Origin of the sequence: Lacimicrobium alkaliphilum, from assembly GCF_001466725.1 — a bacterium.
In the GTDB taxonomy this organism is placed as follows: domain Bacteria; phylum Pseudomonadota; class Gammaproteobacteria; order Enterobacterales; family Alteromonadaceae; genus Lacimicrobium; species Lacimicrobium alkaliphilum_B.
Window position 1 is genome coordinate 2,769,686 of record NZ_CP013650.1, and the last position, 15,787, is coordinate 2,785,472.

At 49.8% G+C, this 15,787-nt stretch carries 16 protein-coding genes; 7 read left to right on the top strand and 9 right to left on the bottom strand.

The annotated features are described in order from the left end of the window. Positions 1-94 precede the first annotated feature (94 nt). From AT746_RS12565 to AT746_RS12595, 7 genes are all read left to right on the top strand, one after another. Positions 95-532 (top strand): transcriptional repressor, encoded by a 438-nt coding sequence (locus AT746_RS12565; RefSeq protein ID WP_062480808.1) that lies wholly within the window; start codon positions 95-97, stop codon positions 530-532. Between the two features lie 19 nt (positions 533-551). Then, a complete protein-coding gene (locus AT746_RS12570) occupies positions 552-1,019 on the top strand; it encodes a chemotaxis protein CheX (RefSeq protein WP_062480810.1) in 468 nt (155 codons plus the stop codon). Between the two features lie 91 nt (positions 1,020-1,110). After that, positions 1,111-3,033 carry a diguanylate cyclase gene (locus tag AT746_RS12575; protein WP_062480812.1) on the top strand — a complete coding sequence of 641 codons (1,923 nt, stop codon included), beginning with the start codon at positions 1,111-1,113 and terminating at the stop codon, positions 3,031-3,033. A 94-nt stretch (positions 3,034-3,127) separates the two neighbouring features. Beyond that, on the top strand, positions 3,128-4,180 hold the full coding sequence (locus AT746_RS12580) for an OmpA family protein (RefSeq protein WP_062480815.1): 1,053 nt from the start codon (positions 3,128-3,130) through the stop codon (positions 4,178-4,180). A gap of 202 nt (positions 4,181-4,382) precedes the next feature. Beyond that, entirely contained in the window at positions 4,383-6,014 is a 1,632-nt protein-coding gene (locus AT746_RS12585; protein ID WP_062480817.1) for a CTP synthase, read from the top strand. Between the two features lie 77 nt (positions 6,015-6,091). Beyond that, positions 6,092-7,387, top strand: coding sequence for a phosphopyruvate hydratase (gene eno, locus AT746_RS12590; RefSeq protein WP_062480819.1), 1,296 nt, complete (start codon positions 6,092-6,094; stop codon positions 7,385-7,387). Between the two features lie 35 nt (positions 7,388-7,422). Continuing rightward, positions 7,423-8,049, top strand: a complete 627-nt coding sequence (locus tag AT746_RS12595) for a hypothetical protein (protein ID WP_062480821.1) — start codon at positions 7,423-7,425, stop codon at positions 8,047-8,049. A 212-nt stretch (positions 8,050-8,261) separates the two neighbouring features. On the opposite strand, the gene flhB is transcribed toward AT746_RS12595, so the two are convergent. The 9 genes from flhB to AT746_RS12640 form a co-directional block, all read right to left on the bottom strand. Beyond that, entirely contained in the window at positions 8,262-9,392 is a 1,131-nt protein-coding gene (gene flhB / locus AT746_RS12600) for a flagellar biosynthesis protein FlhB (RefSeq protein WP_062480823.1), read from the bottom strand. Between the two features lie 22 nt (positions 9,393-9,414). Continuing rightward, positions 9,415-10,197, bottom strand: a complete 783-nt coding sequence (gene fliR, locus AT746_RS12605; protein ID WP_062480825.1) for a flagellar biosynthetic protein FliR — start codon at positions 10,195-10,197, stop codon at positions 9,415-9,417. A 37-nt stretch (positions 10,198-10,234) separates the two neighbouring features. Continuing rightward, the gene (gene fliQ / locus AT746_RS12610; RefSeq protein WP_062480827.1) at positions 10,235-10,504 is read right to left on the bottom strand and encodes a flagellar biosynthesis protein FliQ; all 270 of its coding nucleotides are present in this window, start codon (positions 10,502-10,504) and stop codon (positions 10,235-10,237) included. A 3-nt stretch (positions 10,505-10,507) separates the two neighbouring features. After that, complete coding sequence (fliP, locus tag AT746_RS12615; protein WP_062480829.1) at positions 10,508-11,263, bottom strand: flagellar type III secretion system pore protein FliP; 756 nt, start codon at positions 11,261-11,263, stop codon at positions 10,508-10,510. Next, a complete protein-coding gene (gene fliO / locus AT746_RS12620; RefSeq protein WP_082633260.1) occupies positions 11,256-11,666 on the bottom strand; it encodes a flagellar biosynthetic protein FliO in 411 nt (136 codons plus the stop codon). The genes fliP and fliO overlap by 8 nt, the downstream gene beginning before the upstream one ends. Before the next feature lie 4 nt (positions 11,667-11,670). Further along, positions 11,671-12,120 carry a flagellar motor switch protein FliN gene (fliN, locus tag AT746_RS12625; RefSeq protein WP_062480831.1) on the bottom strand — a complete coding sequence of 150 codons (450 nt, stop codon included), beginning with the start codon at positions 12,118-12,120 and terminating at the stop codon, positions 11,671-11,673. 50 nt (positions 12,121-12,170) lie between these two features. After that, on the bottom strand, positions 12,171-13,229 hold the full coding sequence (gene fliM / locus AT746_RS12630) for a flagellar motor switch protein FliM (protein ID WP_062480833.1): 1,059 nt from the start codon (positions 13,227-13,229) through the stop codon (positions 12,171-12,173). A 9-nt stretch (positions 13,230-13,238) separates the two neighbouring features. Then, positions 13,239-13,766, bottom strand: a complete 528-nt coding sequence (fliL, locus tag AT746_RS12635; protein WP_062480835.1) for a flagellar basal body-associated protein FliL — start codon at positions 13,764-13,766, stop codon at positions 13,239-13,241. Positions 13,767-13,836: 70 nt separating this feature from the next. Further along, a complete protein-coding gene (locus tag AT746_RS12640; protein WP_062480838.1) occupies positions 13,837-15,741 on the bottom strand; it encodes a flagellar hook-length control protein FliK in 1,905 nt (634 codons plus the stop codon). Positions 15,742-15,787: the final 46 nt, after the last annotated feature.

Sequence of the window (15,787 nt, forward strand, 5' to 3'; positions counted from 1 at the left end):
ACTATTTATCCATCAATATAGGCAAAGATCATCACTTTCTCACGCCGGTCTGTGTGCTAAACTACCTCAAAGAAGCAGCTGATTATTACAAAAAATGAAGTCAGAACAATTAGTTGAAAAAGCCAGAAGGTACTGTGAGGGCAAGGGCGCACGATTTACTCATCTGCGGGAAAAGATCTATGCCATATTGATCAAAAAGGCAGGCGCTACCGGTGCCTATGAGCTGCTTGATGAATTAAAACAAACAGAAACCTCTGCCAAACCTGCCACAGTTTATCGTACGTTGGATTTCTTACTCGAATTTGGTCTGGTGCACAGGCTTGAATCGAACAATGCCTTTATTGCCTGTCACCACTTTGGCTGCAGCCATCCTGTACAGTTTCTGATCTGTGACCGTTGCGGGGAAGTAAAAGAGATACAATCAGAGGGCCTCAAAGAAACCCTGGATGCACAGGCTGGAGCTTTTGGTTTTAAAGTTTCCAGTCAGACCATCGAAGCCCATGGTGTATGTGCACTCTGCCAGCAAAGCTAATAACGGATATCCTGAGACTATGAATGTTGAATTTATCAATCCTTTTATTGCTTCTTTAGTCAATGTACTTGCCACCATGGCACAGACAGAGCTGAAAGTCGGCAAACCTAAGAAGAAAACCGATGAAATGGCCTGTGGTGATGTATCAGGATTAATTGGTATGGTCGGACCGCAGATAAGAGGTTCCTTTTCTATCACTTTCGAGGAGGCTCTGGCCCTTGAGATTATGCAGCGGATGCTGGGCGAAAAACCCGCTAAGATAGATCTGGATGTAACCGATATGGTAGGAGAGATCACCAATATGGTAACAGGTGGTGCCAAAAATGAGCTGGCAGAAAAGGGCTATGAATTCGAAATGGCAACTCCCATGGTAGTCTCGGGCAAACGGCATACCATTTCCCACAAGGTGGATGGGCCTAAAATTATCCTTCCATTTAGCAGCGACGCAGGCTCAGCCTATCTGGAAATATGTTTTGATAAACTGTGACTATGGACTAGCAGAGTCATAAACGAAATAACGGATACTTTATGCCAGTGCAAAGTGCTGCAACGCAAACAGATTAATAAGGATAGCTGGTTTGAAGTCGATCCCCTTAAGTAAGCTTATCCAGCGAAGTTATCTGAAGTCGGTATTGATTCCACTGTTAATTGTCGAGTCAGCCCTGGTTGGAATGTACTTTACGGTCATTTTATTGATTACTGAACAGCAGATGGCCCTGGCGCTGGCTCAGGCAACAGAAAACCTTAAAACCATCACCCAACAACAGGCCCGGCAGCTAGATCTGAACATCCAGGAAGTTAGCCGGAATGCAGGGCAGTTACAACGACAGCTCGAATATCTGTATCAGCAGCCTCAGTCTGATATCGATACTGATGACAAGGGCACCTATGCATTTCATCAGAACGGCGCTCTGTATCGTCCTGACCCGGCTGACAGCAGCGCATTCTATTACTCCAGCCTGCATGAACTAAACGAAGACAGCATCAAGAAGGCTTATTGGTCAGAGCATATAGAGCCAATGCTCCAGGGCATTACCCAAATCAATCCGATCATCGCGCAGAGTTATTTTAACACCTGGGATTCCATGGTGCGCCTGTACCCACCTGTTGATAACCTGCCCGAGCTGTTCGGTCCACAAATGGATATTCGCGAACAGCCTTTTTACTACCTCGCCGATGAACAGCACAACCCGGATAAAGTACCTGTCTGGACTGACGCTTACCTTGATCCCCTCGGCATGGGCTGGATTATTACCGCTATGGCACCGGTTTACTCATCTGAGCGGCTGGAAGGCGTTGCCGGCATCGATGTGTCCATCGCTGAGCTGGCTATAAAAGTAATAGATCCGGATCTTCCCTGGCAGGCCAGTAATCTGTTGCTCGATCAACAAGGCAATATTCTCGCCATTGATCCGCAGATCAATAAAACCCTGGGTGTCGATGTTATTGCCGGTCAGGATTTTTCCGATCTGATGAAAAAGCCTGTTGACCGAAAAGATGAGTTCAACCTGCTATCGTTCAGAAGGGATAACATCAAGGCGTTTTTCTCCGACTTTCTGAATACCCCCCGACAAAGCCAGACTCTGGATATTGATGACAGACGATACCTGGTTCTTGGCGCCACAGTGACAAATACCGACTGGCGGGTAGTCGCCATGGTGGACGAGTCGAATCTTTACAGCGAGGCCCTGACCTTAGAAGCACAAACCATCCGCATCGGTTTTATTGCAATAGGTGCGCTGCTGCTCTTCTACATGGTATTTATCTACGCCGCCACCCGACGTTCCCGCATATTGTCGCGGAAGATCGCACAACCAATACAGTCTTTATCACGACTGACATCGGATATCGAGACTGGTCATGAGTTTCAGCTCTACACAACGGGTATTGATGAGATTGACCAGCTACAGGACAACTTTAAATTGATGACAGTTCAATTAAATGAACGTCAGCAACATCTGCTTGAGTCCAAGCTTGAAGGGCGTATTCAACAGGAGCGGGCGAATCTGATGAAACAGCTTAGTGAAACCGACAGCCTCACGTCACTCTCTAACCGCCGTAAACTGGATGATATTCTCGCCAGAGAGATAGGCAGAACCCATCGCTATGACTCACCGTTAAGTGTTATTCTGGCTGATATTGACCATTTTAAGCGGGTCAATGATGAATACGGGCATATCAAAGGTGATGAGGTCATCACTCGTGTGGCGGAGTTGTTAAAAGAGCATACACGGGAAACCGATACTATAGGACGCTGGGGCGGCGAAGAGTTTCTGCTGATTTGCCCCGGAATTGGGCAGGAATCGGCTATGGAGCTGGCCGAGAAAATACGTACCATGATCGCAAAAGAATCGCATGGCGACGAGCTGAAGGTTACAGCCAGCTTTGGTGTTACAGAGTATCGGCAGCAAGACACTGTAGACTCTCTGGTTTCCCGCGCCGATAAAGCCCTGTATAATTCTAAACAGTCTGGCCGCAATCAGGTCAGCGTTGCCCGGTAGGAAAGGCGGTTGCTACAGGAACAATAATTATTCGCAACGCCGCATATATTATCACTCTGAATAATTAGACAATTTCACGATACAAGGGACTATTATGCAAAAAACAACACTGGCACTGGCGCTTGCACTGAGCTTTTCGGCCATCGCAGCAGACAATGACCAATATGACCAATGGTTAGGCGGTTTTATTGAGCACTATAATACCGATAACAACTATCCGGACAACATTAATCCTTTTGACAACGGCGATGGGCTTGGCCTCGAGTACGGTGTGCGCATTAATCCTAGCTGGGCGGCCAGATTTGAATGGTCTGATCTGGACATAGATTATCAAAACAATAATAACGAGGAGTCAGGCAGCCGTTATGGTGTGGATGCCCTGTACTTTCTTGGTCAGACCCATACCTATCTGTTTGCCGGCATAAAGAAAATGGATATTGCTGACAGATATCTGCCCGTGAATGTGGGCATTGGCAGACACTGGCAATTAAACGAAAACTGGAAAGTGATCAGTGAATTTGCAGCCTATCATGGCTTCAGTGATGATGTGTCTGATTTCGGCTTTAAACTGGGGTTGGCCTATAAGTTTGGCCACGCCTCAACATCTTCGTATCAGCCAACCAGAACTGAACCGGCAGAAACTACGCAGCAGCCCGCTCAGGCAGCCGCTGCACCAACAGATTCTGACGGTGATGGTATCTATGACGAGCAGGATCGCTGCGCCAACACACCCAGAGAAGACAAGGTCGACCAATATGGTTGCAGTATCTTTACCGAAGAGCAGGTAGAAGCGTCGATGGACATCCTGTTTGCCAACAACAGCTACGAAATTAGCAACCCGGATTCACAGCAACTCACAGAGTTTGCAGAATTCCTGCGTCGCTTCCCCAATACTCAGGCTGAGATTGAAGGCCATACTTCTCTGGTGGGAGATGCAGCTTACAATCAGACGTTGTCAGAACAGCGTGCTAACGCAGTGCGGGATCTGCTGATAGAACGTTATGGCATAGATGCTAACAGACTCAAAGCCGTGGGTTATGGTGAGACGCGTCCACTGGATGACGCCGATACCGCTGAAGCCCATCGCAAGAATCGCCGGATCCACACCCGGGTAACGGCCACCAAAAAGGTCAAAGTCACCAAATAGCCACGCCTTATGACATAGTGTCATGGCAATCCCAACTCCCGCTGTCGGCCAATAATTCATTGAGCGACAGCGGGTTATTGGGTATACTATTTTCCCGTCCTGATATGAAGATACTTAGTTAACTCCAGAGTGCTGTTTTCACAGTGTCTGAGCGCGCTGACTGGTATTCTGTTTCTGTTCAACCCTACTTCTTAGGTTTCAAATGACAAACTATATTTTCGTGACGGGTGGTGTGGTGTCATCACTGGGTAAAGGTATTGCTGCTGCTTCGCTGGCAGCCATATTGGAGGCCCGGGGTCTGAATGTGACCATGCTCAAGCTGGACCCTTATATCAACGTCGACCCGGGCACCATGAGTCCGATTCAGCACGGCGAAGTCTTTGTTACCGATGATGGGGCAGAAACTGACCTTGATCTTGGCCATTACGAGCGCTTTATCCGCACCCGTATGAGCAGCCGCAATAATTTCACCACTGGCCGGGTGTACGAAGAAGTGTTGCGCCGGGAACGTCGCGGTGACTACCTCGGTGCCACCATTCAGGTTATTCCCCATATTACCAATGAAATAAAGCGCCGCATTGTCGAAGGAGCCGAAGGCGCTGATGTCGCCATAGTAGAAATCGGTGGCACTGTAGGTGACATCGAATCACAACCCTTTATTGAGGCCATCCGTCAGCTCGGCACTGAGATCGGCCGCGAACGGGCCCTTTACATGCATCTGACGCTGGTGCCATTTCTGGCCGCCTCCGGTGAAGTAAAAACCAAGCCGACTCAACACTCGGTAAAGGAACTGCGCTCAGTGGGGATACAGCCTGATATACTGGTCTGTCGCTCAGAAGCCCCCCTGCCCTCCAACGAGCGTTCAAAAATAGCCCTGTTTACTAACGTCAATGACAAGGCCGTAATTGCCCTGCGGGACGTAGATAGTATTTATCGTATTCCTTCGATGCTCAAATCCCAGGGCCTGGATGAACTGGTCGTTCAGCGCTTTGGTCTGGAATGTCCTGAAGCCGATCTGTCCGAATGGGAACAGGTACTGTACGCCGAATCCAACCCCAATGGTGAAGTCACTGTCGGCATGATCGGCAAATATGTGGCCCTGCCCGATGCCTATAAATCAGTTAATGAAGCGCTCAAGCATGCAGGCCTTAAGAACCGTCTGACCGTTAATATTAAATATATTGACTCTCAGGACATCGAAACTAAAGGCACGGATCTGCTGACCGAACTGGATGCTATTCTGGTTCCGGGTGGTTTTGGCGAGCGCGGTGTGGAAGGCAAGATTATGGCCGTACAATATGCCCGTGAGAACAAGGTGCCCTATCTTGGTATTTGCCTTGGCATGCAGGTAGCCGTCATTGAGTACGCCCGCAACGTAGCCGGCATGGAAAACGCGAACAGTACCGAGTTTGATCCTAACAGCCCCTATCCCGTTGTAGGGCTGATTACGGAATGGCAGGATGCCGACGGCAGCCTGGAGACCCGCTCCGAGGAATCAGATTTAGGCGGAACCATGCGCCTGGGCAGTCAGCTTTGTCATCTTATCAAAGGCAGTAAAGTGCAACAGATGTATGGCAGCGAGACCATCCACGAGCGTCACAGACACAGATACGAAGTGAATAATAACCTGCGTCCGAAAATCGAGGCGGCGGGTTTAAAGGTTACGGGCTTATCTACCGACAAACGCTTGGTAGAAATAGTGGAAATTGACGATCATCCTTGGTTTGTGGCCGGTCAGTTCCACCCCGAGTTTAACTCTACACCTCGCGATGGCCACCCCTTGTTCGAAGGGTTTGTGCATGCCGCGGGACAATATCACAAAAATAATAATTAACTGTTCGCCATCTGGCGTCAGCAACCAAGAATTACGCCCTGATCACAGGGCTTATCCATTTCAGAGGCAACAACAAGATGTCAAACATTGTTAACATTATTGGCCGCGAGGTCATGGATTCACGTGGTAACCCCACTGTAGAAGCAGAAGTGTATCTGGAAAGTGGAGCCTGGGGACGTGCCTGTGCACCATCAGGTGCCAGCACCGGCTCACGGGAAGCTCTGGAACTCAGAGATGGTGATACCTCCCGTTATCTGGGTAAAGGTGTGCTTAAAGCCGTCGCTGCGGTGAATGAGCTGATTAAGCCAGCACTGCTGGGCAAAGATGCGCAACAGCAACAACAGCTGGATCACATCATGCTGGAGCTGGATGGCACGGAAAATAAAGAGAAACTCGGCGCTAATGCCATACTCGCTGTGTCACTGGCCGCCGCCAAAGCTGCCGCAAATGATAAAAATATTCCGCTCTATCAGCATATAGCCGAACTGAACGGTACCCCCGGGCAATATAGTATGCCGGTGCCGATGATGAATATCCTCAATGGCGGCGAACATGCCGACAATAATGTCGATATTCAGGAATTTATGGTGCAGCCTGTGGGCGCAGGCAGTTTCCGTGAGGCCCTGCGTATGGGGGCTGAGATTTTCCACAATCTGAAAAAAGTCCTGAACGCTAAGGGCTTAAGCACCGCTGTGGGTGATGAAGGTGGTTTTGCCCCGAACCTGAAATCCAATGAAGAAGCGCTGTCGGTCATCATTGAGGCGGTAGAAAAGGCCGGTTACCAGATGGATAAAGATATCACGCTGGCGCTGGATTGTGCTGCCTCCGAGTTTTATCAGGATGGCAAGTACGATCTCAAAGGGGAAGGCCAGGTCTTTGACTCGGAAGGATTCGGTGATTACCTTGCCGATCTGAGCCGTCGTTATCCCATTCTGTCAATTGAGGATGGGCTGGACGAGAGTGACTGGGATGGCTGGGCCAGTCTGACCAAAAAGATTGGCGATAAAGTTCAACTGGTGGGAGATGATCTGTTCGTTACCAACACCAAAATCCTTAAACGTGGCATTGATAATGGTATCGCCAATTCGATTCTGATTAAGTTTAATCAGATCGGTTCACTGACAGAAACCCTTGAAGCCATTCGTATGGCCAAAGATGCCGGTTATACCGCAGTCATCTCTCATCGCAGCGGTGAAACCGAAGACGCCACTATTGCCGATTTGGCAGTGGGTACTGCGGCTGGTCAGATCAAGACCGGCTCTTTGTGCCGCTCCGACAGAGTCGCCAAATACAATCAACTGTTGCGAATCGAAGAGCAACTGGGTGACAAGGCCACCTACGCCGGTCGCCGGGAAATTAAAGGTCAGGCCTGATTCTATCAAGGGGGCAGGTTCTGCTCCCTATTTTTATGCAACAGAATCAATCGGACATATTTCGCCACGACAATCAGCAACTGCACTTTGCAGAGCTGTGTAATGCTCTGTATGAAAGAGAGCTGCCGCAGTTGGCAAAAGTCACCAATGTATCCTTGTTACAGCGTCGTCTCAAAGGCCTCAGCCATCATATAAAAAAAGCCGCCGAAGAAATGCTCAGGCATCAGGGGCCACTGCAGATCGATATTCACAACGCCAGTTGGCAATTTAAGCAATCAGCCCGCCCACCAAAAACGGTAGAGCCGGAAAAGCTCAGTCTATGGTTCAGTCACCATGCCTGCTTTGGCATGCCCCTGCCCGTCAGTTGTGAGCATCTGGGTATACTGCACCTGGAGCTGGACAGCATCGACAGGCTGGAGCCAGAACAGAGCAGACTGCATCTCAACAAACATGGCTGGTTTAGTTTTACCGGTCAGAGCGAACAATCGCTGCAAACAGACTGGCAAAAGGCACTGTTGCTGCCAGCCAGGAATACACTTAGCGCGGCCTGCTGTGGCCATATGTGGAAGCACGGTAATAAAACCCAACCCCGCACCCTCAGTCTGCGCGAGTTGTTACTGTCCAATAAAATAAACTGGAAAGACTTTAAAAAGCTGCTTTGAGTTATACCAATCCACATAGATAATTGCCCTCTCAGAGCGAGCAATTATCTATGTGGATTGGTATTATTACCCGCCTTACGAACTGATCACTGCACACGATATTTAAAAGCTTTTCACCGCAGAGCCGCAAAGAATGCGGAGGTATCAGAGTGAAAGCACTTCAATCTCCGCGTTCTCTGCGTCTCTGCGGTTAGTTTTGTTAGTGGTGATATCTAGTATCGTAATTCCGGTGGAATCGGCAGGTTTTTGGATACCGGCTTAGGCCGCTTGCCACGCCCTTTGCGCCAGTTCTTAAGCTGATACACATAGGCCAGCACCTGTGCCACTGCCATAAACAGCTTTTCCGGAATTTCATGCTCTGGCTCAGTGGTATAGAAAATCGCCCTGGCTAACATCGGCGATTCGACGATTGGTACTTCATGGGCATTAGCTATTTTACGAATATGCATGGCCAGCTCATCACTGCCTTTAGCCACCAGAATAGGCGCACGATTACCGTTCTGATCATATTTAAGCGCCACCGAGAAGTGTGTCGGGTTGGTCACCACCACATCGGCCTTGGGTACTTCCTGCATCATACGCCGGGCCGCAGCCTGAAACTGCAACTTACGAATACGGCTTTTAACTTCCGGGTTACCTTCAGCATTCTTGCGCTCGTCCTTGACCTCCTGCTTGGTCATTTTCATTTCTTTATTGTGTTTGTAGCTTTGATAGGGCACATCAAATGCGGCGATAGGCAGCAATGAACAACAGATAATCAGGAAAGCCCACCCCAGCAGCTCCAGCGCATGCATGACATTTAACGGATACAGCTCCATATCCAGGTGCAGGGCTTCATCGGAGAAAAAAACCAGTGCCAGGTAGGTGCTGGCGGCGACGATAATAAACTTGGCCAGCGCCTTTAACAGTTCGACGATACCGTTGGGACCAAACATCCGCTTCAGGCCGCTGATGGGATTAAGTTTACTGCCTTTGGGCGCAGCACCCTGCCAGGTAAAATTGTAGCCACCGAGCGCAATACTGCCGTAAATACCGGCCGCCGTCACAATCACCATATACAGGGCAATAGGTCCGACAATCTCATTCAGCATATTACCCATCGCCTGAAACATATGGTTAGGGTCATAGGTTTCATCCCGCGAAAGCGAGAACATGCGCTCGGTCATCCGGTACAACACAGAGGCAATACTCTTACCCAGTAAGATCAACGCGCCGGCACTGGCTATCAGCACCAGAGTGGTTGACAGCTCACGGGATCGGGCAATCTGGCCCTTTTTCTCGGCCTGCTGTTTCTTTTTCGCCGTGGGGTCTTCTGTTTTTTCCTGTGCGCTATCATCAGCCATCTTTACATACTCCGGCGATAATCTAAGGAGGACAAATACGCAGTAACTGGCACATAAATAAGGTTGCCCGTTCCCACTGCATATCAAAGTGATGGGTAAAGTTATCCATGGTCAGCCAGATAATAATCAGCCCGGCAATCTGGGCGATGGCAAAACCTATGGTAAAGACGTTCAATTGTGGTGCCGCCTTGGTCATCACCCCAAAGGCAAGATTGATAACCAGCAGAGAAACGATAGGTGCCAGAGACAGCGTCAATGCAGATATAAACATCCAGCCTCCCCAGTGCGCCAGGGCACGGAACTGTTCGGGCTGAAACCAGGCCTCCCCTATGGGAAATGCCTCAAAACTCATCACAATCATGCGGATCATGGTCAGATGGCCATCAAGAGCCCAGAATAACAGCGTCGCCAGAATAAGATAAAACTGGCCCACGGCCGGTACATTGATGCCGTTGACCGGATCCACAATAGAGGCAAAACCCAGGCCTGTCTGCATCGCCACTATCTGGCCGGCGATTATAAAGGTGTTTAACACCATAGTAGAAATAAAGCCGATGGCCATGCCAATGATCAATTGTTGCAACACCAATACCCAGGTTCCCACTGACACCATTTCATCTACAGGCACGGGTGGAACCAAAGGCATAATTACCAGGGTCAGGAACAGGGTTAACAGTGCCCGCACCGGGGCGGGTACGCTCTTGGCACTGATCCCCACCATAGCAGCAAACAAACCGGCGATACGCATAAAAGGCAGTAACAAATCCGCGAGGTACTGAGTAATAGTGCCGGCCATAATCTCCATCAGTGCCGCCCCTGCCCTGCTCCGGTATCAGCCATGGTTAACCCACAACCTCGGGGATACGATCTATTATAGTGAAGGTGAAGTCCATAATCTGACTGACCAGCCAGTGCCCGCCCCAACTCAGGGCCAGCAGGGTAACAATCAGGCGTGGCAGAAAGTTGATAGTCTGCTCGTTAATGGAGGTGGCAGCCTGAAACACCGATACAATGAGTCCCACAAACAAACTAGGCAGAATAATGGCCGATACCAGTATAATCACCATCTGCAGGGCTTCTCTTAAGATTTCGACAAAGACTTCCGGTGACATCAGCTAGACTCCCATACCAAAACTGGAAGCCAGGGTACCGAAGATCAGGTTCCAGCCGTCTACCAGTACAAACAGCATCAGTTTAAAAGGCAGTGCCACGATCATTGGTGAAAGCATCATCATACCCATGGCCATCAGTACCGACGCCACCACCAGATCGATGATCAGAAAAGGCAGAAACAACATAAAGCCAATCTGAAACGCAGTTTTCAGTTCACTGGTAACAAAGGCCGGGATCAGCACATTCATGGGCACTTCCTCAGGACTCTGAAACTGCCCTTCATAGCCACCAATTTCCACAAAGGTCTCCAGATCCTTCACCCGGGTCTGCGACAGCATAAAGGCCCGCATGGGCTGCTTGGCAATCTCGTAGGCTTCTACTGAGGTGATACTCTCATCCAGATAGGGTTGCAGGGCGGTTTCATTAATCTGCTCGAACACCGGCGCCATAATAAACATGCTCAGAAACAACGACACACCAATCAGGATCTGATTTGAGGGGGATTGTTGCAGGCCAATAGCCTGACGCAATATCGACAACACCACGATTATCCGGGTAAAGGAGGTCATCATCATGATAAAAGCCGGGATCAGACTCAGTGCCGTCATGATCGCCAGGGTCTGTAGCGTCATGGTGTAATCCTGACTGCCATCAGGATTGGTGGTCACTGTCAGCGCTTTGACACCGGGATCGGCCCAGGCAACATCAGGTAATATCAGTAACAGCAAGGCTGCAGCCAGCAACAGAAACTTATTCATCAGTTGCTCCCGGAGTCTTTTTATTACCCTGCATAAACTGGCTGAGTTTGTGCCTGAATTGCTCACCACCGGCCGCTGGCGTATCAAGAGGAGTATCCAGACGCGCCAGATGATTAATACTCTGGCTGGTCACACCGAGCAGAAACTGCTCTTTGCCCACTTCCACCACCATGATCCGTTCTTTGGTGCCAACGGACATGGAGCCGATAAGTTTGAACTGGGCACTGCCGCTGTGAGTGACATTAAACCGTCGCATCAGGTACCCCAGCATGAAAACCAGAGCGACTACCACTACTAATGACAGTAAAATTGACACATAGTCAGCGGGACTGCTTAACGGAATATTGTCGGCGAATGAGGGGGAAGTGAATCCGGCCAAGCTGCAAGACAGCAGCTTAGCCATTGATTTACCTGAGCTTTTTAATCCTTTCGATTTGACTGATAACATCTGTGAGTCGAATACCAAATTTGTCGTTAACTACTACTACTTCTCCATGAGCAATCAACGTGCCATTTACCAACACATCCAGTGGTTCGCCGGCAACCCGGTCAAGTTCCACTACGGAGCCCTGGTTCAATTGCAACAGGTTTCGAATACTGATATTACTTCGTCCCACCTCCATAGAGATGGTGACCGGAATATCCAGAATGGTATCCAGTTTACGTTTCTCGTCACTACTGATTTCAGGTTTATCTTCTAATTCGTCCAGTTCTGCTACCTGAACCTCAGATCCCTTATCTTCTTCGGAGCCGGCTTTATCGCCGTCGTCACCTTCTTCGGACTCAGCCTGCTCCGCCATGGCAGCCGCCCAGTCATCCATCTCGTCATCTTTTTTGTCATCATCTTCGGTGCTCATACGCTACCTCATCTCTTTCAATAACAGCCCAGGCTAATCAGCCGGGGCATTTACAAATCATCTTCCAGACTCGCCAACTCGGCGTCACTATCCAGACGGCGACCATTTTTAGTCAGTAACTGCAATTCTGATTTAACCGATGTGGGTCGTGGGATCTTCTCGGTGATCTTCAGCGCCACATTATCCCTTGAACGGCCCATCTTGGTGCGGAATGTGGGCAGGTCTTCCACATACATCACCACATGTTCGGGCATTTCTATGGGGATAATATCGCCCTCTTTTAGTTCCATGATTTGCTGCAGGGTCAGGTCAACATCCAGTAAACTGGCAGACACTTCCACCTGTACGTCCATAATTTCGTCCCGCAGCGCCTTGCTCCAGCGCAGATCCGTGTCTTCCTTATCACTTTGAACACCGGCATCCAGTAACTCCCTGATGGGCTCGAGCATCGAATATGGCAACGCCACATGGAAGTCGCCTCCGCCGCCATCAAGCTCAATATGAAATGAACTGATGACGATCACTTCTGTAGGGCTGATAATATTTGCCATGGCCGGATTCACTTCTGAGTCCAGGTATTCAAAAGACACATCCATCACCGGTGACCAGGCTTCTTTGTAATCTTCAAACACCAGTTTCAGCAGCATCTGAATGATCCGCCGCTCTGTGGGCGTGAATTCGCGACCTTCAATCTTGGCGTGATAGCGGCCATCCCCACCGAAAAAATTATCCACCAGAATAAACACCAATCTGGCTTCCATGGTGATGAGTCCGGTCCCTTTGAGGGGACGAAAGCGCACCATATTCAGGCTGGTCGGCACAAACAGGGTGTGCACATATTCACCGAATTTGATCATCTGGATGCCATTGATCGACACCTCGGCACTGCGACGCATCATATTAAACAGGCTGACCCGCATATGACGGGCAAAACGCTCATTAACGATCTCAAGGGTCGGCATACGACCGCGAACAATACGATCCTGAGAGGAAAAGTCGTATTCAAGTGCCGAGCCACTGGACTCTGACGACTCGACATCTTCCTCTTCTACATCATCGACACCATGTAAAAGGGCATCAATTTCGTCTTGTGATAATAGATCGCTCACATTAGTTTCCTATTGCATGACAAAGCCGGTAAACAGCACCTGCGACACCACTTCCCGGTCGGTAATTTCTTTCATTGCCGCTTTGACTTCTTTGACAGCCTGCTCCCTTATCGCCACCTTACCGGCCTCGGTGACCAGATCATCGGCATTGGCTGAACTGAAGACTTTGAGTAACGTGCCCTCAATTCGGGGGATATGCATCTTGGCCGTTTCTTCGTTATCGGAGCCGCGCACCAATAACTGAACCTTAATCTCGACAATACGATCCCTTTCTGAACCCGGCACATTAAACACAAAAGGCCTGGGCATTGCCACATACAGAGCGGTTCCGGCCTGCGATGGCGCAGCGGCGGAAGCAGTATCACCAGATGGGGCAGAAGTGCTGCTCATCGGCTGTTCAGCAACGGCCTCATCATTGCTACCCATAAACAACCAGGCTGCGACGCCTCCGGCAACCAACACCAAAGCGATCACGGCTATCAGTATCAGCTTTTTCTTTTTACCGCCGTCTTCCAGTTCCAGTTCTTTTTCAGCCATAATCTTCCCGCTAGAATCACATCACTACTTCATTATCCGCAACGGACACCCTGTAAGGCAAACTTCTTTTTTACACAAAGTAGTCAATACCGCCCAATGCACCATTAGCCAGCCTGATCTCCTGGCCCTGAACGGATTGTTGTTCGATTAACTCTTCGTCTGCTTCAGCACTGGCCATTTGGCTCTGTCCCCCAGTATCACCGCTGCTACCGTCTTTTTTCTGCTGTTCAACAGAAGACTGCCCCAGTTCAATACCTCGCTCAGCCAGCATTTCCCTGAGTCTTGGCACCGCCTGGTCAAGCATGTCTCTGGCCTGCTGAGATTGCACCACAAAGTTAACGCTGGCCTGCTCACCGTTCATACTGATACGGATTTGCATACTACCGAGATCGGGCGGATCGAGGCGAATATCCGCACTCATATTGCCCTGATTCACCAACATTCTGACCCGCTCAGCTAACTGACCGGCGGCTTCTGGCCGGGCTATATTTACCGCCCGTTCCATAACAATATTCGGAGCCGCTTTAGTCGTCTCAGAAGCGACCTGAGCTTCCTGTCCACCCAATCGTTCTGCGGCGGCAGATACGGCAAATGCCGGGTTGATTTCGCTACGCACTGCAGGTGAAACCACAGACAGGCTTTCACCAAATTGTTTCACTGCCTGCAACACACTTTGTTGTTGACCTTGCTGAAGTTCGCTTTCGCCAGCCCATGCCCGGCTTACCAGGCTCTGTAAATCCAGCCCCGGTTCACGACCTTGCGAGCGCTGCTGTTTGAACTCCTCAATACCGGCTTTGAGATTATCGATAAAGCTGTTAATCACAACAGGATCGCTGTCTTTAAGCGGCAATCGCTCGGCCAGATTCTGTAACGCCTTATCCAAAGCTGGTTCGGGTAAGCGGGCCAGTTGTTGCAGAGGATTTGTCTCTTTGCCGTCTTTCGTGGCTGTGGCTGATTTCAGCTTGTCGTTGTCACTCAACTCAGAGACAGCAGGTGCCATCGCCTGTCTGGCTTCATCACTGCCTTCTCTGAGTAATGCCATCATATCCTTGCTCTGCCCGGCGTTTTTATCCTGACGCTGCTGATAATCCAGCAGACGCTCATTGCTCAACTCAGAAACCGCAGAGATTTTATGCTGCGCCGGGTCCCCGGCTGATTTCAGACCCAGTGCGTGATTTTGCGCAACCGGGGCATCATCATCTATTGGTCCTTTTTCATCGGTCAACAACAGCGCCAGCACCTGTTCTAATGCCAATTCCTGCCGGCCTTTCTCAGGGTTATCCATATTTCCCTGCAACAAGGCTTTCAGCTCCGCCAGCTTTCCGGCTTCCTCAGCCTGCTGCAATACTTTCTCTGCGTCCAGACCAAGCTGTTCCAGTAAGGCTTTGTGCTTATCACTTAATTCAGCGCCAGAACCTTCAGCATTCTCATCTGCTTGTGCCGTCTGAGCCTTATTCACCAGCTTGTGCACCAGTGCCAGCCATTCCTCAGCCTGTTTATCTTCAGCGGCGTCATTCTCTGTAATCGCTTTAATATCGTCACTACTATCGGCAACGTCTGCAGTCTTATCAGAATCCTTTTTCACCTGCTGCTGAGGCTGATCGTTCTTGTTCTGAACGGATTCCTGACTGTCGTGGTCAACAGCTTCTTTACTGGATTTCTTTGCCTGTACTGAGGGCTCTTCCGGTTCTTTGCGGACCGGTTTGTCTGCAGCAGGCTCTCTCTTGTTTTCCATGGAGGGCTTTTCATCAACCGCTCTGGTGGACGAATTGTCGACTCGTTTATTGTCAGCATCCGGGCGACGTTGCGCTGCCTGCCGCTCATTCTGGCTGCGCGACTCATGAGCGTCCCGCTGCTGGTGTTGCTCCAGGTGACGGGAGAACCCTTCCTGTTGCCGTGGCGGCATACCAATCTTACCTGTCTCAACAGAGCTGGCGGCAATTTCAGGACGGACTACGGCAATATGTTGCATCATGGGCCTATTCGCTTATCAGTAATTGTTCTGTGATTCACTCAGCTTC

Coding starts and splice junctions, on each gene's coding strand:
- AT746_RS12565 (WP_062480808.1), top strand. CDS start 95: ATGAAGTCAGAACAATTAGTTGAAAAAGCCAGAAGGTACTGTGAGGGC.
- AT746_RS12570 (WP_062480810.1), top strand. CDS start 552: ATGAATGTTGAATTTATCAATCCTTTTATTGCTTCTTTAGTCAATGTA.
- AT746_RS12580 (WP_062480815.1), top strand. CDS start 3,128: ATGCAAAAAACAACACTGGCACTGGCGCTTGCACTGAGCTTTTCGGCC.
- AT746_RS12585 (WP_062480817.1), top strand. CDS start 4,383: ATGACAAACTATATTTTCGTGACGGGTGGTGTGGTGTCATCACTGGGT.
- eno (WP_062480819.1), top strand. CDS start 6,092: ATGTCAAACATTGTTAACATTATTGGCCGCGAGGTCATGGATTCACGT.
- AT746_RS12595 (WP_062480821.1), top strand. CDS start 7,423: ATGCAACAGAATCAATCGGACATATTTCGCCACGACAATCAGCAACTG.
- flhB (WP_062480823.1), bottom strand. CDS start 9,392: ATGGCTGATGATAGCGCACAGGAAAAAACAGAAGACCCCACGGCGAAA.
- fliR (WP_062480825.1), bottom strand. CDS start 10,197: ATGGAGATTATGGCCGGCACTATTACTCAGTACCTCGCGGATTTGTTA.
- fliQ (WP_062480827.1), bottom strand. CDS start 10,504: ATGTCACCGGAAGTCTTTGTCGAAATCTTAAGAGAAGCCCTGCAGATG.
- fliP (WP_062480829.1), bottom strand. CDS start 11,263: ATGAATAAGTTTCTGTTGCTGGCTGCAGCCTTGCTGTTACTGATATTA.
- fliO (WP_082633260.1), bottom strand. CDS start 11,666: ATGGCTAAGCTGCTGTCTTGCAGCTTGGCCGGATTCACTTCCCCCTCA.
- fliN (WP_062480831.1), bottom strand. CDS start 12,120: ATGAGCACCGAAGATGATGACAAAAAAGATGACGAGATGGATGACTGG.
- fliL (WP_062480835.1), bottom strand. CDS start 13,766: ATGGCTGAAAAAGAACTGGAACTGGAAGACGGCGGTAAAAAGAAAAAG.
- AT746_RS12640 (WP_062480838.1), bottom strand. CDS start 15,741: ATGATGCAACATATTGCCGTAGTCCGTCCTGAAATTGCCGCCAGCTCT.